The organism is Halomonas sp. Y3 (assembly GCF_024137965.1).
GTDB classification, from domain to species: Bacteria; Pseudomonadota; Gammaproteobacteria; order Pseudomonadales; family Halomonadaceae; genus Halomonas; species Halomonas mongoliensis.
The window spans coordinates 1758748-1778283 of the sequence record NZ_CP099975.1 but is presented as its reverse complement, the minus strand read 5'-3'; the positions used below and the strand labels follow the sequence as shown (position 1 = coordinate 1778283).

At 66.0% G+C, this 19536-nt stretch carries 15 protein-coding genes; 8 read left to right on the top strand and 7 right to left on the bottom strand.

What is annotated here, in order from left to right; all coding sequences use genetic code 11:
* Positions 1-7: 7 nt before the first annotated feature.
* Positions 8-763, bottom strand: a complete 756-nt coding sequence (locus NHL60_RS08455) for a universal stress protein (RefSeq protein ID WP_253451396.1) — start codon at positions 761-763, stop codon at positions 8-10.
* The gene (locus tag NHL60_RS08450) at positions 756-3188 is read right to left on the bottom strand and encodes a Lon protease family protein (protein ID WP_253451394.1); all 2433 of its coding nucleotides are present in this window, start codon (positions 3186-3188) and stop codon (positions 756-758) included. The genes NHL60_RS08455 and NHL60_RS08450 overlap by 8 nt, the downstream gene beginning before the upstream one ends.
* A 188-nt stretch (positions 3189-3376) precedes the next feature.
* On the opposite strand from NHL60_RS08450, the gene NHL60_RS08445 reads away from it, so the two are divergent.
* Positions 3377-5599, top strand: a complete 2223-nt coding sequence (locus NHL60_RS08445) for a bifunctional diguanylate cyclase/phosphodiesterase (protein WP_253451392.1) — start codon at positions 3377-3379, stop codon at positions 5597-5599.
* Positions 5600-5629: 30 nt separating this feature from the next.
* Here the strand turns inward: NHL60_RS08445 and NHL60_RS08440 are convergent, their stop codons facing one another.
* Together NHL60_RS08440 and NHL60_RS08435 are read right to left on the bottom strand one after the other, a co-directional pair.
* The gene (locus NHL60_RS08440) at positions 5630-6997 is read right to left on the bottom strand and encodes an IS4 family transposase (RefSeq protein WP_253444424.1); all 1368 of its coding nucleotides are present in this window, start codon (positions 6995-6997) and stop codon (positions 5630-5632) included.
* 81 nt (positions 6998-7078) lie between these two features.
* Entirely contained in the window at positions 7079-8530 is a 1452-nt protein-coding gene (locus NHL60_RS08435; RefSeq protein ID WP_253451391.1) for an MBL fold metallo-hydrolase RNA specificity domain-containing protein, read from the bottom strand.
* Between the two features lie 242 nt (positions 8531-8772).
* Here NHL60_RS08435 and NHL60_RS08430 point away from each other — a divergent pair, with 242 nt between their 5' ends.
* Entirely contained in the window at positions 8773-9351 is a 579-nt protein-coding gene (locus tag NHL60_RS08430; protein WP_253451389.1) for a hypothetical protein, read from the top strand.
* 3 nt (positions 9352-9354) lie between these two features.
* A complete protein-coding gene (locus tag NHL60_RS08425) occupies positions 9355-10116 on the top strand; it encodes a PAS domain-containing protein (protein WP_253451387.1) in 762 nt (253 codons plus the stop codon).
* Positions 10117-10253: 137 nt separating this feature from the next.
* Here NHL60_RS08425 and NHL60_RS08420 read toward each other — a convergent pair whose 3' ends face one another.
* The 3 genes from NHL60_RS08420 to NHL60_RS08405 form a co-directional block, all read right to left on the bottom strand.
* The gene (locus tag NHL60_RS08420) at positions 10254-10688 is read right to left on the bottom strand and encodes a pilin (RefSeq protein WP_301271102.1); all 435 of its coding nucleotides are present in this window, start codon (positions 10686-10688) and stop codon (positions 10254-10256) included.
* A gap of 303 nt (positions 10689-10991) precedes the next feature.
* Positions 10992-11525, bottom strand: a complete 534-nt coding sequence (locus NHL60_RS19565) for a prepilin-type N-terminal cleavage/methylation domain-containing protein (protein WP_301271101.1) — start codon at positions 11523-11525, stop codon at positions 10992-10994.
* A 132-nt stretch (positions 11526-11657) separates the two neighbouring features.
* Positions 11658-12782 carry a transposase gene (locus NHL60_RS08405; RefSeq protein ID WP_253451385.1) on the bottom strand — a complete coding sequence of 375 codons (1125 nt, stop codon included), beginning with the start codon at positions 12780-12782 and terminating at the stop codon, positions 11658-11660.
* A gap of 224 nt (positions 12783-13006) precedes the next feature.
* On the opposite strand from NHL60_RS08405, the gene pilB reads away from it, so the two are divergent.
* The 5 genes from pilB to NHL60_RS08375 all read left to right on the top strand — a co-directional run bounded on the left by pilB (position 13007) and on the right by NHL60_RS08375 (position 19494).
* Positions 13007-14776 (top strand): type IV-A pilus assembly ATPase PilB, encoded by a 1770-nt coding sequence (pilB, locus tag NHL60_RS08400; protein WP_253451383.1) that lies wholly within the window; start codon positions 13007-13009, stop codon positions 14774-14776.
* 5 nt (positions 14777-14781) lie between these two features.
* Entirely contained in the window at positions 14782-16014 is a 1233-nt protein-coding gene (locus NHL60_RS08395) for a type II secretion system F family protein (RefSeq protein WP_253451381.1), read from the top strand.
* 190 nt (positions 16015-16204) lie between these two features.
* Complete coding sequence (locus NHL60_RS08390) at positions 16205-17644, top strand: IS66 family transposase (RefSeq protein WP_218314611.1); 1440 nt, start codon at positions 16205-16207, stop codon at positions 17642-17644.
* 40 nt (positions 17645-17684) lie between these two features.
* Entirely contained in the window at positions 17685-18536 is an 852-nt protein-coding gene (locus NHL60_RS08385) for an A24 family peptidase (protein ID WP_253451379.1), read from the top strand.
* A gap of 115 nt (positions 18537-18651) precedes the next feature.
* Complete coding sequence (locus NHL60_RS08375) at positions 18652-19494, top strand: leucine-rich repeat protein (protein WP_301271100.1); 843 nt, start codon at positions 18652-18654, stop codon at positions 19492-19494.
* Positions 19495-19536 lie beyond the last annotated feature (42 nt).

Below are 19536 nucleotides of genomic sequence, written 5' to 3'. Positions count from 1 at the left end.
ACCTGGCTCAGGGCACCACGATGACCGGGATCGGGATGCGCGCCAGCACCTCGGGGTCCTCCGCGAAGAGCCGCGTCAGGGTGGTGCGGTTGACCACCAGGGCCCCGCGGCGGGCCCGGGCCAGGAAGCGCTCCAGGGTGGGGGCGTCCATCAGGGCGAGCTCCTCGCGCCCCTCGAAGAGCGGAAGGCGGTCCACGGCGTCGGCCAGGGACTCCCCCCAGGGCAGGCGCGGCGGCTCGCCCCGGAAGTAGCGCAGCGGCCCCGGCGCCGGCGGGTGGCGCTCGTCCCAGATGATCACCGTGCAGGGCGCCTCCAGCACCAGCCGGCGGCTGGTGGAGCCCAGCCGGGAGCTCCAGCCCCAGCGCGCCGAGAGCCCCGCCTTGCCCAGCACCAGCACGTCCTCGGGCCCCGCCGCGGCCAGGGCCTCGCTCACCACCTGGCCGCGACTCACCTGCAGCCGGTGGCGCAGCTCGCGGCCGGCCACCGCCTGCTCCAGGGCCCGGGTGATGCGCTGCAGCTGGCGCGTCAGGCTCGCCTCGAGCTCGTCGCTCTGCAGCGGCCGGGTCAGCCCGGTGCTCGCCCCCACCTCGCAGGAGAAGGGGAAGGCCGCGCAGCGCAGCAGGTCCAGGTCCTCGATAAAGAGCGCCACCAGCTCGGCACTCACCTCGTCGGCCAGGGCCACCGCCGCCGTCAGAGCCGCCTGGCTCTGGCGGGAGTCATCCAGCAGCGCCAGCACCCGCATGGCTTCGCTAGGCTCACTCATCGCCGCCGCCCTCCTCGTCCTGGTCATGGGCGCCCTGGCCGGCCCCCGGTTTCTCGTCGCCGTCGCCGCCCCGGGCCGCCTTGACCGCCTCCCGGAAGGCCGCCAGGCGCGCCTGCACCCGGCCGTTGATGCTCTCGGCGGGGAACCGTCCGTCGGCGTCGGGCTCGCCCGGGGCCTCGCCGGCCAGCAGGGCCAGGGCCTCATCCACGTGGCGCACCGCGAAGACTCTGAAGGTGCCGGCCGCCATGGCCTCGCGCACCTCCGCCTTGAGCATCAGATGCTCCACGTTGGCCGCCGGCAGGATCGCCGCCTGGCCGGAGAGCTCGCCCCGGGCCCGGCAGACGTCGAAGAAGCCTTCGATCTTCTCGTTGACCCCGCCCACCGCCTGCACCTCGCCGTGCTGGTTGATGGAGCCGGTCACCGCGAAGCCCTGGGCCAGGGGCACCCGGGCGATGGCCGAGACCAGGGCGCACACCTCGGCCACCGAGGCGCTGTCCCCCTCGATGCCGCCGTAGGACTGCTCGAAGGCGAGGCTCGCCGAGAGCGACAGCGGCACATCCGGCGCGTAGCGGCTGGCCAGGAAGCGCGACAGGATCATCACCGCCTTGGTGTGCAGGCGCCCGCCCAGGCGCGCCTCGCGCTCGATATCCACCACCTGGCCGCTGCCGGGCCGGGCGGTGGCGGTGATCCGGGCCGGCTGGCCGAAGGCGAAGTCGCCCAGCGCCAGCACCGAGAGCCCATTCACCTGGCCCACGGTGCTGCCCTCGGTGGCGATCATCACCGTGCCCCGGGTGATCTGCTCGTGGCTGCGCTCGCGCAGGCGCCCGGCCCGATGGAGCTGCTGGGCCACCGCTTTCTCCACGTGGGCCCGGGTGATCACCGTGGCCTCCTCCAGGGAGGCCCAGTGGTCCGCCTCCTGAAGCAGGTCGTTGAGGTCCCGATGGCGGGCGGTGAGGCGCTGCTGGTCGTCGGCGAGACGGCTGGCGCGCTCGATGGTAGCCGCCACGCCGCTGCGATCCAGGGGGCGCAGCGCCGACTCCCGGGCCAGGGTCGCCACCATGCGCGCATAGAGGGCCAGGTTGGCCTCGCTGCGCGGCAGCTCGTCCTCCAGGTCCACCTGCACCTTGAACAGCTCCAGGAACTCGGGGTCGTGCTCGCAGAGGAGGTAGTAGAGCAGCCGCTCGCCGAGCAGCACGATCTTGACGTCCAGGGGGATCGGCTGGGGCTCCAGGGTCACGGTGCTGATCAGCCCGTAGGCCTGCTCCAGGGACTCGGTGCGGATCTCGCCGGCGCGCAGGATGCGCTTGAGGGTCTCCCAGGCGCCGGGCTGGGTCAGCACCGCCCGCACGTCCAGCACCAGATAGCCGCCGTTGGCGCGGTGCAGGGCGCCGGCGCGGATCAGCGAGTAGTCGGTGAGCAGGGTGCCGTTGTGCACATGGTGCTCGATGCGCCCCACCAGGTGCTGGTGGCCGGGGAGATCCTGATAGATCACCGGCGCCCCCTGGGTGTCGGCGTTATCGACGATCAGGTTGAGGTGAAAGCGGCTGAAGACCGCCTCTGGGGGGATCTCGGGCTCGTCGGAGAGGAAGGCGTCCACGTGGGCGAGGATCGCCTCGCGAATCGAGGCGAGGTGGGCCTGGATGCCCTCCTCACCGGCGTAGCGCTCCTCGAGCTCCGCCAGGGGCGCGCCGATGGCCGACTGCATCACCTCCTCGTTGAGGGCCACAATCTGCTCGCGGAGCTCCTTGGCGAGCTTGGGCATGCGGCGGATCGCCTGGGTCAGCTTGCGCTGCAGGATCTCCACGGTGTGCTCGATGCGGTCGCGCTCCTCCTTGGGCAGCGTCTCGTAATCCTCCGGCGACATCATCTTGTCGTCCTCGCCGGCCGGAGCGAAGGTGAAGCCGTTGGGAGTGGAGAGCAGCAGCACGCCCTGCTCCCTGGCCTCTCGGCGCACCGCCTCGATGGCGTCGCGCTGACGCTCCCCCATGGCCTGCTTCAGCTCCTGCAGGCGGTTCTGGTACTCCTCGCTCTCGAAGACCGCCGGAATCGCCCCGCGCAGCTCGTCCACCAGCGCCTCGATATCCCGGCGCAGCTGGCGCCCCATGCCCGGCGGCAGCTGCAGGAAGAGCGGCACCGAGGGGTCATCGAAGTTGTAGAGATAGCCCCAGTCCGGCGGCGGCGCCTCGCCCCGGGAGCGCTCCTCCAGGAAGCGGCCCACCAGGCTGTGCATGCCGTGGCCCGGCTGGCCGAGCACGAAGAGGTTGAAGCCGTCGCTTCTGATGGCGGTGCCGAAGGCCAGCGCCTCCCGCGCCCGCTCATGCCCGCTGAGCAGGTCCAGCGACGGAAGCTCGCTGGTCACCTCGAAGGAAAAGGCCTCCTCCGGGCAGCCCCGGTAGACCTCGGAAACCGCTAGCGCCTCGACCATGGCAGTGACGTCCTCTTTCAGCAGAAGGTGTATTCCTGTTGGTTCGAGAATGGCTCATATACGAGCCGAGGTCGAGAGCGTCTCGACACCGCACATTGCACACACGGGCAACAGGCGTCACTATCAAACGTGGAACCGGTCCGCCACGGCGCAGATGGCGGTCGGGCGTCACCCTCAAGGATGACAGCATGAATACCGAACACTCGCAGATGGCGGCCCAGCAGCGGGTTCACGAGCTGATTGCCCAGCATGCGCCGCTGGAGACCACGCTGGACGCCATTGCCGACTGGCTCGCCATCCTGCTCCCCGATGCCACCGTCGCCTTCATGCGCTACGACGCCAGGCGCTGCACCCTGAGCCTGCTGCCCAGCCGGCGCTTCTCCCCCGCCTTCATCGAGCGGCTCCAGGAGGTCAGGGTGGGCCCGGGGGCGGCCTCCTTCGGCAGCGCCGCCTTTGAGCGCCGCCCGGTGGTGAGCGAGGATATCGCCCGGGACCCGCGCTGGGAGGACTTCCGGGACGCCGCCCTGGCCGAGGGCTTTCGCGCCTGCTGGTCGAACCCGGTGATGACCGCCGACGGCCAGCTGCTGGGCACCTTCGGCACCTACTACCGCACACCGCGCAAGCCGACCCCCGCCAGCGAGCGGCTGCTGCTCCAGGCCGCAGCGCTGATCGCCCTGGCCCTGGTCCGCGACCGCCAGGAGCACCGGCTCCACCTGCTGGAGCGCGGTATGGAGGCGAGCCCCATCGGCATGGCCATGGCCGAGGCGACGAATCCCGACTACCCCATCGTCTACGCCAACAGGGCCTTCTGCACCCTGAGCGGCTACCCCCTCGAGGAGGTGCTCGGCCGCAACTGCCGCTTCCTCCAGGGCCCCGACACCGACCGGGAGCAGATCGCCCGAATCCGCGCCGCCGTCACCGACCAGCGGGAGGTCGAGGCCACCCTGCTCAACTACCGCAAGGATGGTACCCCCTTCTGGAACCGCCTCAGCATCAGCCCGGTATTCGACGCCGCCGGGCGCTGCAGCCACTTCATCGGCTTCCAGCAGGACATCACCGAGCAGCGCCAGCAGGCGGAGCGGCTGCGCTACCAGGCCAGCCACGACCTGCTCACCGGCCTGGCCAACCGAGGCACCTTCGACGATCGCCTGGCCGAGGCCTTTGCCGCCGGCAGGGCCCAGGGGCGGCGCCTGGCCGTGCTGCACCTGGACCTGGACGGCTTCAAGTCCATCAACGACGGTCTGGGCCCCCATATCGGCAACCGCATGCTGGTGGCCGTGGCCCGGCGCCTCGAGGCGCTGATCGGCCCCGACCACATCCTGGCCCGGCTGGTCAGCGACGAGTTCGCCGTGCTGCTGCCCAGCATCGACGGCTGCCCGGACGCCACCGCCCTGGCCGAGCGGCTGCTGGAGGGCCTCGCCGCGCCCCTGGAGGTAGAGGGGCAGCCGCTGCATATCAGCAGCAGCATTGGCATCGCCTGCAGCGGCGACGATACCGACCACCCCCACGAGGTGCTCCAGCGCGCCGACCTGGCCCTGGAGGAGGCCAAGCGTCAGGGACGCAACACCTGGCAGTGGTACAGGGGCCGCCAGGTCGAACAGGCCCTCGGCGATGTGCTGCTGCGCAACGACCTGCATACCGCCCTGAGCGACGGCCAGTTCGAGCTGCTCTACCAGCCGATGGTGGAGGCGCTGAACGGAAGGATAGGCGGGATCGAAGCCCTGGTGCGCTGGCGTCACCCCCAGCGCGGCCTGGTCTCCCCGGAGGCGTTCATTCCTCTGGCGGAGCACTCCGGCCAGATCATCCCCCTGGGGCGCTGGGTGCTGCGCCAGGCGTGCCGGGAGATGGCCAAGCTCCACGCCCGGGGCGGGCGAACGGTGCCGGTAGCGGTCAATATCTCCTCGCTGCAGTTCCGCCGCGACGGCTTTCTCGACGAGGTGCTGGGCATCCTGACCGAGACCGGCCTGCCCCCGGCCCTGCTCGAGCTGGAGGTGACCGAGAGCGTGCTGCTGGACGGCGCCGAGCTCGCCATCGAGCTGATCGACACCCTGCGCGGCCACGGGGTTCGGGTCGCCCTGGACGACTTCGGCACCGGCTTCTCCAGCCTCAGCTACCTGCGCGACCTGCCCATCGACAAGGTCAAGCTCGACCGCAGCTTTATCTGCGACACCCTGCACAACCCGCGCAGCGCCGCCATCGTCCAGGGGATCATCACCATGGCCCACCATATGGGCCTGGTGGTGGTGGCCGAAGGCATCGAGACCGTCGAGCAGCAGCAGGAGCTGGCCCGCCGCGGCGCCGACCTGCTGCAGGGCTACCTCTTCTCCCGCCCCCTGCCCCTGGCGGGCCTCGCCGCCCTGCCCGAGCGGCTACCGGCCGCCACCTCCTCCCCCTCCGGGTCAGACCCTTAAGGGAAATTAAGGGTCTGACCCGAATGGTACTTACTTAAGCTTTTTCGGATGACCGTGTTGGCGAATCTGTTCACGTGCTTCGTGGCGGGGCATTTGCAATAACCGGTGGGGTCGAGGTCGCCGCTTGATGGCTCTTGGCTCCAACCGATCCGGTCGTTGACCCACCCGAATCGTCGTCATCTGCTGCATCACACGCTGGTACTCTGCCTCTGTTAGAGGCGAACATGGCGCTATCTGCCTAAAAAGCTGCACACTGTGCTTGAAACTGACCTGGTGTGGCAAGCAGTCCGCCCACTTGCTGGAGACGGCCATCACCCGACGGACCAGGTTGTACGCCAGCAGATACACCCAGACTTCCTTCTCCACCATGGCGGGCGTCTTGCAGCGCAACACCTCCATCCCCAGCGTCGTCTTGATGTCGCGGAAACTCAGCTCGATCTGCCAGCGACCCTTGTAGAGGGCTTGCAGTTGCTGTCGGGGGGCGTGCTTCGCCGAGCATAGCGTCGTGATGAGGATCGTACCGCCTACCGCCAGCTCCCGCACTGGCAGGCTTTCAGGCAAGGCATTAAAAGCCTCCTGGCTCATCCACGCGTGGCGCGCCTTGGGCTTCTGCCAGGTCGCTATATGATCCTTCTTCCCCAGTGGCGTGCCGGCCTGAAAGTCGGTCTTCCGGGCGAAATGCTGGCGCATCACGACATCGACGCCGCGAGATGCCAGTTCCGCGATGAGGGCATAGGCGGGGAAGTAGCGGTCGGCGATGACAATGTCGCCTGGCTCAAAGGTGTCGAGCATCCCCCGCAGCAACGCATGTTCGCCGGTTCCCTTGCCTTTGACTGGCCCCATGGCGGCGTTGAGCACCGCGCCACTGCTCAGGTCCATGATGGCTACCAGCCGGGCGACCGGGAACCCGAGGCCAGGTGTCTGGCTGGTTTGTTGAGGGAACTGCTGCTGGTTCTCTGGCGTATCCGGCATCGACACGGTCGTCCCGTCAATCAGCTTGATGGGCCGGCCCTGCCACGTCCACCGAGAGGGAACGTCCTTGGCCAGCGAACGACCCAAGTACCGCGCCAGGTCAGCCACCACCGTCCCCGGCAAGCGCTGGCGAGCGCGGCAGTAAGCGCCGGTGCGAACACTCCCGGGACGCTCTCGGTTCAGCATGAGGCGATTGACGGCCTGCTGGCAGGAGCCATCAGCATCCAGCACCTGCGACACAAAGGTTTCCAGGGTGGCCGTCGGCGGGAAGAGTCGGTGCCGGTCAGTGGCCAGCGCCTCATCGAGCCCTGACGAGGCACCGGCCGCATGGAGCTGAGCACGCAGCTCGGTGAGGTCCGGGCGGCGGATACGCTGTGAGACGCGGCGCTGTTGGCATTGGTGAAGCAGATCAGTAGGATAGGTCATGAAAGCAGGCGTTGGATTGGCGGTTTGTGTGTGGTTTTGCGACTTACACAATACCTCATCCCTCGCCTGTTTTCATTTATATCAAGGAGTTACGCTTCCTCTATTCCTTAAGTAAGTGCCATTCGGGTCTGACCCGAGGCTGACCGTCAGCGGGTGACCCGCCTCTGCGGCCCAGCCAAGCAGGGCCTCGCGCAGGGCCTCCTGGGCCTGGCGTTCGCCGTGGACCAGGCGGATATGGCGCGGCGGCTCGCGCATGCGGCGCACGAAGTTGAGCAGGTTGCGGCGGTCGGCGTGGGCCGAGTAGCCGGAGACCGTCTCCACCCGGGCGCGGATCTCGATGCGCTCGCCGTCGAGCTCCACCCAGCCGCCCCTGGGCCCGTAGCGCTGGATATCGCGACCCGGGGTGCCCGCCCCCTGGTAGCCGGTGAAGAGCACGCAGTGGCGCTCATCCCCCAGCATGCGCTTGAGGTAGTTGACCACCCGGCCGCCGCTCACCATGCCGCTGGCGGCGATCACCACCGCCGGGCGTCCGCTCTCGGCGAGATAGGTGAGGGTGCGCTCGTGTTCCTCATGGGAGCTAACGGTATAAAGATTCTCGAAGCTAAGCGGATGGCGCCCCGCCCGCAGCCGCCGGTGGGCCTCGGCGTCCCACCAGGGCTTGAGCTCGCGGTAGACCTCGGTAAAGCGCGCCGCCAGGGGCGAGTCGACGATGATCTCCAGCGCCCGCCAGCGCGCGCTTTTCGCCTGGTGGATCAGAGTCTCCAGCTCGTAGAGCAGCTCCTGGGTACGGCCGATGCTGAAGGCGGGAATCACCACGCTGCCGCCGTTGGCCAAGGCCCGGTCGATGGCCGCCTTGAGCCGGTCGCGGCGACGGCGGCGATCCTCGTGCTCGCGGTCGCCGTAGGTGCTCTCCAGCACCAAGGTGTCGCAGCGCCAAGGGGGCCTGGGCGCCGGCAGCAGCGGCGAATAGGGGGCGCCCAGGTCGCCGGAGAAGAGCACCCGCTCGGCCCGGTCGCTCTCGCGCTCGAGCAGATCCACCTCCACATAGGCCGAGCCGAGGATATGCCCAGCGCGCTTCAGGCGCAGGCGCACCCGGTGGCGGGCATCGTCCACCAGGGTGTGCCAGGTGCGGTAACGCAGCGGAACAAGTCGCCCCTCCACCTCGGCGAGAAAGCGCTCGATCAGCGCCCGATCCCGGGTGAAGCCGACCCTGAGGGCATCCTCCACCACCAGGGGCAGCAGCCGGGCCGAGGGCACCGAGCAGAAAATCGGCCCCCGCCACCCCGCCGCCAGCAGGTAGGGCAACCGGCCGATATGGTCGATATGCACGTGGGTGACCACCAGAGCCAGCACGTCCTCCACCGGGAAGCGCACCCGGAGCTGCTCGAAGGCATCGACGCGGTCGGCGTCCTGGCCCTGGAAGAGCCCACAGTCGATGAGCAGGGCGCGCTCCTCGCTGATCTGCAGGCGGTGGCAGCTGCCGGTGACGCCGCTGGCGCCGCCGTGGTGCAGGATCACGGGATAGGTGGACATGGTACACGGCCTCCCTGCCAATGATGGGGTCATTTCACTATAATAGCCATCGTGGCAGCAGGCAGCGCCGCAGGGCGGCTGCGCCGCCAGAAGCCGCGGCCGATAGCTACGGGCACCCGCCTGAACGTTGCCTTTCAGGAAGGTCTATAGTAAGAGTGACGCTCGCTCGCACCAGGGCGGGCGACTCATGCATCATCACCCTTACTATCGCTGGCTCCGCGCCAGTCACGCGAGGCACTTCCATGTGGAAGAAGCTGTTTGCCAGGACGGCACTGTTCTCGGGCAAGAAGAAGCTCGTACGCTGCTGGGTCATCAAGCAGGTTGACCCCGGCATGCTCCATCTCTGTGCACTGGGCACGCCGGTCAGCCCCCTCAAGCGTCCTCAGCTGCTGGAGCAGCTGCAACAGGGCCGCTTCGAGGGCGGCATCCAGATGGGCGATACCGGCATCGTGCTGCATAGCCAGCTATTCGCGGAGCTGATTCCGGAGGCGGAACTGGAGATGCTCGACGTCTCCCGCGCTCGCTGGCAGGATCAGGAGTGGGTCATCGCCAAAGTACCTCAGCGCTGCTGGGCCTGGCAGGGCCGCCTGGTCGCCCACCCCAACACCAGCGACGACGGGCATCGCTGGATAAGCAGCGAAGACGTCAGCGAGCTGCGCCGCAAGGCCGCCGATGGTGCTAGAGTGAAGGAAGGCGCCCCCTTCCAGCTGGAAAGTGACCTTGAGCCTCCCGGCAAGGACGTGGAGGAAGCGGTGCGCAAGGCACAGGAAGACCGCCAGCGCTGGGCGAAAGAGGCCTGGGGTTGGCAAGACAAGGACTAGCGTATGCCACCTTCCCTTCCCAACACCGATGACCTGCGGCTACTTACCCTGCAGAGCCGCGCCCGAGCGCTGTTCGGCTACCACCCCTCACCTATCTTCGAGCTCGACCCCGAAGGGCGTTTTCGCCACGCCAACCTGGCCGCCGCCCGCTTCGCCGGGCTGCACGAGCAGGAGGGCATGGGCATGCACTTCTCACGCTTCGTGGATCCCCGTCAGCGTGGGGCGGTGGAGGAGCACTTCCAGATCGCCCTTGCCGGCAGGCCGGCCCACTGCGAAGCCAGAGTCATCACCCTCACCGGCCAGCTAGCCCGGGTGGAGATGGACATGCTGCCCATCGCCAGCGACCACGGCATGCTGGGGGTCTATGTACTGCTGACGCCAGAGACCCATAAGCAGAGCCGCAGCAGCACGAGCGAGGCACGGCTGTTCGGCGCCCTGCCCCTGGGCGCCGCGGTGCTGGACCTGAACGGCGAGGGCTACCCCGTGGTGCGGGCCAACCCCGCCCTCGGCGAGCTGCTGGAAACGGCCGGAGACGCCCTGCTCGGCAAGCCCCTGCCCACCCTCGCCGAACCGGAAGCCCTCCCGGTACAGCGGCTGCGGGAAGCCCTCGCCCACCGCCGCCCCGCCAGCGAACGGCTGGAGATCAACCGCCGCAACGGCCAGCCCTTCGGCGTCGTGGTCAAACTGAGCCCGCTGCAGGGCGAAGGCGAACAGGCAGAGGAAGCCAGCCAGATGCTGGCGGTGCATGTGCCGCTGGAGGGATAGGGTAGCGGAGAGGTAGCGCTGGCTGTAAAGAGGGATCAGAGATCAAAGGGAGCTCACCGATCGCCCGGTGAGCTCCCAAAAAACAAACCGGCCGGGCAATTGCCCGGCCGGAATAGTAGCAGCACGCAGGGTTGGGCTTAATCGCCTAAACCTTCATTGAGCGTGCAGTTCTGGAGTGAAACCCCGCCAAAGCTATGTTCACATGTCCACTGGCCAGTGCTTGCATCACGAGTAAAGACGACCAACCGGGGGTCACCAGCCACCTGACGAGTCGCGGTGATAGTTGCTGCACCACCTGCAGCGGCAGTAACCGTAACACCGGACGCACTTGCCTGGCTAATTACATCTTCAATCGGGCCGTCTTCAGTGCCATCAAAATTTTGCTCATCAAAGATGGCCGCTTCTACCGGCGTACGGAACGCAGCGGCTTCCGCCTGTGCCGCCGCAGCATTGGAGCGCTCGATATAGTTCTGATACTGCGGAATGGCAATCGCCGCCAGAACGCCGATGATCGCCACGACGATCAGCAGTTCGATCAGGGTAAAGCCGCGCTGTGCGCCTGCGTTTTTCATTGAGTCACCTCATTTTCGGTGCGCCATGCGGGACTCTTTCCCTTAGCGCGTTACTAAAACGGTTGCTGCCGCATTGCTGCCGCCGCGCCCGACCTTCCTTGTCCTTCGGCCATCATGCTAGTCGATTTCCACCGTCATGATGGGCTTTATCCCCAAGCTTTGTGTCACTATACGTTTCTATTCTGTAAACCACAAGGGGCTCGGTATCATTTTTTTACTATCGGGCGAAACGCTTGATCCAAGTCAAGCCTCGGATCGGAGGCACTGGCTAGGCGACCCCGCCTCGCACGGGGCGCCGTTGTCTTACCGGTTCCAATCGAAGTCTGCCTCAGGAAAGTTGTTGAGACACTGGTTGCGCGCACCGCCGCCGGGAGGTGCAGTTTGACACCACGTAAGGCTATTGGGGCCGCCGCCGCCGCCGCCGCCGGTGTCGGTGTCGGTGTCGGTGTCGGTGTCGGTGTCACGGGTCGTGCAGCCAATCAGCTCGATCTCGAAGGTGTGCTCGCAGGACCAGCGGCCCGCGCTGTTGCGGCTGAGCCTCACGCTACCCAGAGGGCGAGTGGCCAGGATCTCGGCCTCGCCCTCACCCAGAATCTCGACTTCGACGCTGTCTCCCGTCGGCACCGCCGGCGAACCGATGCCAAGGGCGTGCGCCTCCACCGGGGTGCGCAGGGCCGTGGCCTCGGCAAGCGCCGCGTTGGCCTGGGTGCGCACCTGGTAGCGCTGATACGCTGGCAGTGCCACCGCGGCGATAATGCCGATGATGGCAATCACGATCAGCAGCTCGATCAGCGTAAAACCGCCCTCGCGGTGCCGTACGCCATTGCAGGTCACCATGCCAGCTCTCCGTCCGGTGGTTATTCGCCGTTAATCTGACACTCCCCGCCCGCCGCGCTTCACGCGTTGGGGGAGGGTTCTAAGGTCACCCCCAGAACCTTCCTGCTTCGACACGCCTTCACTAGGCCGTGGCTAGGCCACGGCCCCCGCTCCAGTCGCTCCACAGGCTAACCCCGCCAGCCCGGCGGTTCGGATATTTCTGGCTGCGTTGATATCACGGTCGATCGCCTGGCCGCAGCGCTCACAGTGCCAGTGGCGCCGGGAGAGAGGGAGCTTCTCGACCTGGTGCCCACAGCCGTGGCACCGCTTGCTGCTCGGCAGCCACTGGCTGACTTTCACCAGCTGCCGGCCCGCCCAGGCGGCCTTGTATTCGAGTTGGCGCACAAACTCACCCCAGCCGGCATCGCTGATGGCCTTGGCCAAGGAACGGTTCTTGAGCATGCCCACGATATTGAGCGACTCGACACACAGCACTTGGTTTTCGTTAATCAGCGTGCGGGTCGCCTTGTGGAGGGCGTCGCGGCGGCAGTCCGCGATCCTGGCATGTAGCCGCGCCACTTTCTGGCGCAGCTTGTGGCGGTTGCGCGAGCCTTTCTGCTTTTTCGACAGCCGACGCTGCAGATAGGCCAGCTTCGCTTCATAGCGCTTGAGATGGCGCGGGTTGCCCGACTTCATGCCCTCGCTGGTGATGAACAGGTCGGTCAGGCCGAGATCGATGCCTACCCTCTTCGGCGTGACCGGCAGCGTCTCCGGCTCGAACTCGCACAGGCAGCTGATGAAATAGCGGCCGGCACGATCCCGCGAGATCGTGATGCTGGAGGGTTCGCTGGGCAGCGGACGGCTCCAGCGGATCGGCAGCGGCGCCGTGGTCTTGGCGATGGTGATCTCGCCATCGCGGTAGCGAAATGCCGCCTTGGTCAGCCGGATCGACTGCCGGCCGTCCTTGCGCTTGAAGCGCGGATAGCGCGCCTTGAGTTTGGGGTTGAAGAAATTGTCGAAGGCCGCCTTTTGATCGCGCAGCGTCTGCTGCAGGATCACGCTGGAGACATCCTTCAACCAGGGATAGTCGGCCTTGAGCGCGACCAGGCGCTTTTCTGCGGCGGCGTGCGACACCGACTCGCCGCGCTGCTGATAGGCCTCGGTGCGATAGGCCAGCGTATTGTTCCAGACAAAACGGGTACATCCGAACGACTGCGCCAGCAGCACCGCCTGCTCGGGGGTGGGGTAGAACCGTTCTTTGTAGGCACGCTTTGTCATACTGGAAAGGTATCAGGGTTTCGAGGCAGTATCCATTGAGCACCGCTTCGCGGTGCGCGCTTGTATCACCGCCCGATTGGGCGATGCTTTACGCGCTGTTTGGTAACACCCGAAGCCGCGCACAGAAACATAATGTTACTAATGCCTTCTACTGTGCAGTCGCCTCCTGTGCAGCTTAGAATGCTGATACATCCTTGCCCAAGATCGGGAGATTGCCCAGCCCCATGAGCGACCCGCCCAGCACATCGCAGGACAACGCCCCTATTGCCCCTCGGGGGTCGGGCACCGGCCTGAAGGGGCTGGCCCACAGGCTGGTGGTCGACGGCCTGCTCTCCGCCGAGGAGAGCAGGCAGGCCGAGCAGGCTGCCCATCAGTCACATATGTCGCTGCTGCAGTACGTGGTGGAGAAGGCGCTGGTGCCTTCTCAGCAGGCCTGTGTCACCGCCGCCTGGGAGTATGGCATCCCCGCCATCGACCTCGACGCTCTCACCCCGGAGTCGCTGCCCCCGGCCGAGCAGTTCTCCGAGGAGCTGCTTCGCAAGCATAAGGTGCTGCCGCTGAAAGTGATGGGCAACCGGCTGCTGCTGGCGATTCCCTATCCGGCCACTCTGGTGGGGCTCGACGAGCTGCAGTTCGCCACCGGCCTCACCCCGGAGGGCGTGCTGGCCCCCCTGGAGCAGCTGCAGACCCTGCTCGATAAGTATCTAATGCAGAGCAACAGCGCCCTGATGGAGGAGCTGGCTGACGCCGACGATGCCTTGCATCAGCTGAGCCTGGAGCAGAGCGATGCCCCCGACGTCGACCTGGCGGGCGCTTCACGCAGCAGCGCCGATGACGGCCCGATCATCCGCTTCGTCAACAAGGTATTGATGGATGCCATCAAGCGCGGCGCCTCGGACATCCACTTCGAGCCCTACGAGAGCAGCTTTCGGGTACGGCTGCGCATCGACGGTATCCTGCATGAAACCGCTCGACCACCGTTTGGTATGCGCACTCGCATCCTGTCGCGACTCAAGGTCATGGCGCGGCTGGATATCGCCGAACGGCGCCTGCCCCAGGACGGCGCCATCAAACTGCGCCTTGCCACCAACCGCTCCATCGACTTCAGGGTCAACTCCCTGCCCACCGTCTATGGCGAAAAGATCGTGCTGCGAATTCTCGATCCTACCACCGCCACTATCGGCATCGAGAAACTGGGCTTTACCCCTCCGCAGCGCAAGCTCTATGAAACGGCACTTCTCCAGCCCCAGGGCATGATCCTGGTCACCGGCCCCACCGGCAGCGGCAAGTCGGTAACCCTCTATACCGGCATCAACATGCTCAACAAGGAGGAGCGCAATATCTGCACCGCCGAGGACCCGGTGGAGATCAAGGTGGCGGGGGTCAACCAGGTCAACGTGCTGCCCAAGGTAGGGCTCGACTTCGCCAGCGCCCTGCGCGCCTTCCTGCGCCAGGACCCGGACGTGGTGATGGTAGGGGAGGTGCGCGACCTGGAGACCGCGGAGATCGCCGTCAAGGCCTCCCAGACCGGCCACCTGGTGCTCTCCACCCTGCACACCAACTCTGCAGCCGAGACTCTGACCCGGCTGGCCAACATGGGCCTGGCACCCTTCAACGTGGCCAGCTCCCTGAATCTTATCATCGCCCAGCGCCTGGCCCGCCGTCTCTGCCCCCACTGCCGACAGGCGGTGGAGATTCCTCGCGAGGCGCTGCTCGAGCAGGGGTTCAAGGAGGAAGAGATTGCAGGCGCCACCTTCTATGAGCCACATGGGTGCCACCGATGCGTCAAGGGCTTCAAGGGGCGGGTCGGTATCTATGAGGTGGTGCCGATCAGCGACAACATGCGACGGCTGATCATGCGCGAGGGTAACGCCTCGGACTTCGACCGCCAGGCCCGCGAGGAGGGCTATCCCAGCCTGCGCCGCAGCGGCCTGCAGCGCGTGCTGGAGGGAGTCACCAGCCTCGCCGAGATCAACCGCATCATCAAGGTGTAAATGCCATGGCCGCTCCTACACGTTTCAATGATCGCGATATCAAGCTCTACCGCTGGCGGTGGAGCGGCAAGAACAGTCGGGGGCAACGGGTCCAGGGGCAGCTAGTGGCCGGCAGCCGTACAGAGGTCGAAAAGCTGCTCGCCGGTCAGCGGGTCCTGCCCACCAGCATTCGGCGCAAGTCGCAAATAGGACGCGGCCTGGGCGGCATCAATAGCCGCGATATCACCCTGTTTGCCCGCCAGATGGCCACCATGATCCGCGCCGGTCTGCCCGTCCTGGAGGCCTTTCAGGTGGTCGCCGAAAGTATCAGCAAACCGGCCATGAGTGCCCTGGTGCAGCGGCTGCTCAACGACGTGGCCGCAGGCTCCACCTTCGCCGAGGCACTGGCCAAGCACCCCCGCCAGTTCGACTCGCTGTTTGTGAGCCTGGTAGCGGCCGGCGAGCAGTCCGGCACCCTGGACCGCATGCTGGAGCGCATCGCCTTCTACAAGGAGAAAACCGACTCGGTCGTCGGCCGAGTCAAGAAGGCGCTCTGGTACCCTACGGCCGTGATTCTGATTGGCATCGGCGTCACCGCCCTGCTGCTGATCAAGGTAGTGCCTCAGTTCGAGAGCATGTTCGCCGGTTTCGGCGCCGAGCTACCAGCACTGACTCAGCTCACTATCCGACTCTCCGAGCTGGCCCAGGCCCACTGGTGGCACGCCATCCTGACCCTGGTGGGTACGGTGCTACTGATGCGTCTGGCAACCCGCTACTCCAGCGCCTTTGCCTATCGCATGCACGCGCTGCTGCTACGTATCCCGGTAATCGGCAATATCGTGCTCAAGGCGGTGCTGGCCCGCTACGCCCGCACCCTTTCCATCACCTTCGCCGCCGGGGTGCCGCTGATCGAGGCCCTGGACACCTCCGCCAGCAGCACCGGCAACCGGGTCTACGAACGTGCCCTGCGCGAGGTGCGCAGCAGCGTGGCCGAGGGCCAGCAACTGCAGTTCGCCATGCGTATGACCGACCGCTTCCCTGCCATGATGATACAGATGGTGGGCATCGGCGAGGAAGCCGGCTCCCTGGACGCCATGCTCGAGCGGGTGGCCACCTACTATGAGGAGGAGGTGGACAACCTGGTGGACGGCCTCACCTCGCTGATCGAACCCTTCATCATCGTGGTGCTGGGTGTTCTGGTAGGCGGCCTGGTGCTTTCCATGTATCTGCCCATCTTCGAGCTGGGCACGGTGCTTTAAGGACAGTCGCCGATAAATCGGGCTCCTGCAGCCAAGGCACAGGTACCATGAGGTAGGAGCGCAGATTCTGCCGGTTCGACGATAGCGATAGTTTTTTGTAACTATTCAGGTGGTTGCGGATAGCCTGTCGCCAACCACCTGATTTTTCTGGCATAGTGTGCCTAATCCTTCGGCATATCTATGCGGTGACATGACCATCAGCGATATCAACGTCGACGAGGCTCTGGAGCGGGTCCGACAGCAGCTCAAGGAAGACCAGACGGTCTCTCCGTCGCTGCGTGCGGCCATCGATGTGCTGATGTTGCTGGTCAAGCTCATGGCCGATCGCCTGGCCACCAGTAGCCGCAACAGCAGCAAGCCACCGTCCCAGGATCCCAATCGCCAGCGCCGCTCGCGCGCCAAAGGCGAGCGGCGCCCCGGCGGACAGCCAGGGCATGAGGGTAAGACGTTGGCGCCGGTGACGGACCCCGACGAGGTGGTCAAGCTCCGTGTCGATCGTCGGCAACTCCCCAAGGGGCGTTCTTACCGCCCGGTCGGCGTCGAAACGCGCCAAGTGCAGGACATCGTAATCCAGGCCGTGGTCACCGAATATCAGGCTGAGGTCCTCGAAGATGATCAGGGGCAACGCTACGTGGCGCCATTCCCCGAGGGCGTGACTCGCCCCATCCAGTATGGCCCTCGCCTCAAGGCGCATGTCGTCTATCTCTCCCAGTATCAGCTGTTGCCCTATGCGCGTATCCGCGAGTTGCTCACCTCGCAGTGCGGCCTGTCGCTGAGCACCGGCACCCTGTTCGCCTTCAACCAGGAGGCCTACCAGCGGGCCGAGGCGTTCGCCGAGTGGGTGATCCCGGCGCTACGTGAAGCAGCCACCGTCCATGCCGATGAAACCGGAATGCAGGTCGGTGGCAAACGCTACTGGCTACACAGCGCCTCCAACGAGGCCCTGACCTGGTTGGCCCCGCACCCCAAGCGCGGCCAGGAAGCGATGGACGCCATCGGCGTATTGCCCTTCGTGCGTGGCGTGCTGGTGCATGATCACTGGAAGCCCTACTACCGCTATCCGGATTGCCGGCACGCGCTCTGTAATGCGCACCACCTTCGGGAGCTGACAGCGGCCTGGGAGAACGATGGCCAGGCATGGGCCAAGGCCTTGCATGACCTGTTGTTGGAGATGCATCGCGCCGTGGAGGTGGCCGACGGCTGCCTCTCGGCCGATGAGACCCGAGCCTGGCGGCAGCGCTATCGAGATTGCCTGGCGAAAGGGGACGCCGAGTGCCCCCCGCCGGTGAAACCGCCACCTGGAACGCGAGGCCGGGCCAAGCGCACCAAGTCGCGCAACCTCCTGGAACGCCTCCAGGCGTACGAGGACGACGTGTTGCGCTTCCTCGACGACCCTGCCGCTCCCTTCACCAACAACCAGGGGGAACGCGATCTGCGAATGACCAAGGTCCAGCAGAAAATCTCGGGCTGCTTCCGCTCCTGGGAGGGGGCGGAGATCTTCTGCCGGATGCGCAGCTTCCTCTCGACCGCCGTCAAGCAAGGGGTGGCGGCGCATACCGCACTGGAGCAACTGTTTGCGGGTGATGTGCCATCCTTCATGCAGCCTACAGCCACGGATCAGGCGGCGTGAGCTAAACAGTTACAGTTTTTTTACCTACAAGGACTCCCTCTTGCTTGACCTAGCCCCTCCCCTGCTCTGGCCGCTGGCCGCCTGCCTGGGCCTCTGCCTGGGCAGCTTTCTCAACGTGGTGATCGTGCGCCTGCCGGTAATGCTGATGCTCGGCTGGCGGGCCGAGGCCCGGGAGGCGCTGGAGCTTCCGGGTGAGTCGCAACCGACATTCAACCTGGCCACGCCCCGCTCCCTGTGCCCGAGCTGCGAGACCCCCATCGCCTGGCACGATAACCTCCCGGTTGTGGGCTGGCTCAAGCGCCGCGGACGCTGCGCCAGCTGCAACGCCCGCATCAGCCCCCAGTACCCCTTGGTAGAGCTGGCCGGCGCGGCGCTGACCCTTGCCGTGGTGGCGCTCTTCGGGCCGAGCTGGCAGGGTCTCTTCGTGCTGGGCGCCTGCCTTGCGCTGCTGGCCCTGGCGGTGATCGACCTGCGCACCCAGCTGCTGCCGGATATCGTCACCCTGCCGCTGCTCTGGGCGGGGCTTCTCTACCAGCTGCTGTTCCAGCCTCTGCTGCTGCCCAGTGCCGTGATGGGCGCCATGGCGGGCTACCTGGTGCTATGGAGCTTCTACTGGGCCTTCAAGCTGATCACCGGCAAGGAGGGCATGGGCTACGGCGACTTCAAGCTGATGGCGGCGCTGGGTGCCTGGCTGGGCTGGCAGGCCCTCCCCCTGGTGCTGATTCTCTCGGCGGGGATCGGCGCCATCGTCGGCCTTCTGATCCAGCTGGCCGTGCCGCGGCTGCGCGGCGCCCCCCTGCCCTTCGGCCCCTGGCTGGCCCTTGCCGGCTGGGTCGCGCTGCTAGGCGGCGAACCGCTGATGGCCGCCTACGGGCAGTTTTTCCTGCTCTAGCCACCTCGCGCCGCGTCAACGCACGGGTGGCGAATCCAAGCTCGGGCAACTTTAGTTGCCTAAATCTTTACAATAGCTAACAATAAAGAAACAGTTACCGAGAGAGGACGGCACGATGCAAGCCAGGATGGCGCTGCCCGGCCGCAACAGGGCGCCCCGCGGCGGCAAGGGGGCGGGCGGCTTTACGCTGATCGAACTGCTGATCGTGGTGGCGATTATCGGCATTATTTCCGCTATTGCGGTGCCGGCCTATCAGCGCTACCAGATCCGGACCCAGGCGACCGCCGCACTGGCCGACGCCACGGCCCTGCGTACCCCGGTGGAGGCTCATGTTCTGGGCATCGCCCCCTTTGCACCGGCCGGCGCGGACGGTGACAGTCTCGAGGTAGACCTTGAAGCCACCCCCATCACCATCACCGCTAAGCGTCCTCTCGGCCAGTTGACGCTGGAACGCGACGATCTGGGCGGCTGGATCTGCCAGCATGATTTCGCAACATCACTGCCGGGCTGCCTGGCGCTCGGGCAGTATCACACCGTGTCAGGGGCCGATGGCCTCACTTATGGAGGGCACGGCGGACTGAATGGCAGCTATTCGGGACCCGGCAAGGTGACTATCCCCGCCACCTTTGGAGAAGATGACTTGACTGAAATTGGTCAAGACACCTTCGCCAACGCCGGGTTAGAGGAAGTGGTTTTTGCAAGCGACAGCCAGGTAACGCAAATTCATGCTCGCGCCTTCCAGAACAACAATATACAGCAGGTCAGCCTGCCCGATTCCCTTAAAAGGCTAGACTGGGGCGCTTTCAGTAATAACCCCAACCTCAACCAGGTCACCATTGGGAGCGGCGTTGCTCTAGAGGGCAATGTCTTTAACGAAATGAGCAGCTTTGAAAGCGCTTATGGTGAGGGCGGCGCCGGCACCTACATCCTGGAAAACGGCGAATGGATAAAACAGTAGCAAATGCATACCAGCCCACTCCATTGGCAAACCACAGCGCTC

Coding starts and splice junctions, on each gene's coding strand:
- NHL60_RS08455 (WP_253451396.1), bottom strand. CDS start 763: ATGAGTGAGCCTAGCGAAGCCATGCGGGTGCTGGCGCTGCTGGATGAC.
- NHL60_RS08450 (WP_253451394.1), bottom strand. CDS start 3,188: ATGGTCGAGGCGCTAGCGGTTTCCGAGGTCTACCGGGGCTGCCCGGAG.
- NHL60_RS08445 (WP_253451392.1), top strand. CDS start 3,377: ATGAATACCGAACACTCGCAGATGGCGGCCCAGCAGCGGGTTCACGAG.
- NHL60_RS08440 (WP_253444424.1), bottom strand. CDS start 6,997: ATGACCTATCCTACTGATCTGCTTCACCAATGCCAACAGCGCCGCGTC.
- NHL60_RS08435 (WP_253451391.1), bottom strand. CDS start 8,530: ATGTCCACCTATCCCGTGATCCTGCACCACGGCGGCGCCAGCGGCGTC.
- NHL60_RS08430 (WP_253451389.1), top strand. CDS start 8,773: ATGTGGAAGAAGCTGTTTGCCAGGACGGCACTGTTCTCGGGCAAGAAG.
- NHL60_RS08425 (WP_253451387.1), top strand. CDS start 9,355: ATGCCACCTTCCCTTCCCAACACCGATGACCTGCGGCTACTTACCCTG.
- NHL60_RS08420 (WP_301271102.1), bottom strand. CDS start 10,688: ATGAAAAACGCAGGCGCACAGCGCGGCTTTACCCTGATCGAACTGCTG.
- NHL60_RS19565 (WP_301271101.1), bottom strand. CDS start 11,525: ATGGTGACCTGCAATGGCGTACGGCACCGCGAGGGCGGTTTTACGCTG.
- NHL60_RS08405 (WP_253451385.1), bottom strand. CDS start 12,782: ATGACAAAGCGTGCCTACAAAGAACGGTTCTACCCCACCCCCGAGCAG.
- pilB (WP_253451383.1), top strand. CDS start 13,007: ATGAGCGACCCGCCCAGCACATCGCAGGACAACGCCCCTATTGCCCCT.
- NHL60_RS08395 (WP_253451381.1), top strand. CDS start 14,782: ATGGCCGCTCCTACACGTTTCAATGATCGCGATATCAAGCTCTACCGC.
- NHL60_RS08390 (WP_218314611.1), top strand. CDS start 16,205: ATGACCATCAGCGATATCAACGTCGACGAGGCTCTGGAGCGGGTCCGA.
- NHL60_RS08375 (WP_301271100.1), top strand. CDS start 18,652: ATGCAAGCCAGGATGGCGCTGCCCGGCCGCAACAGGGCGCCCCGCGGC.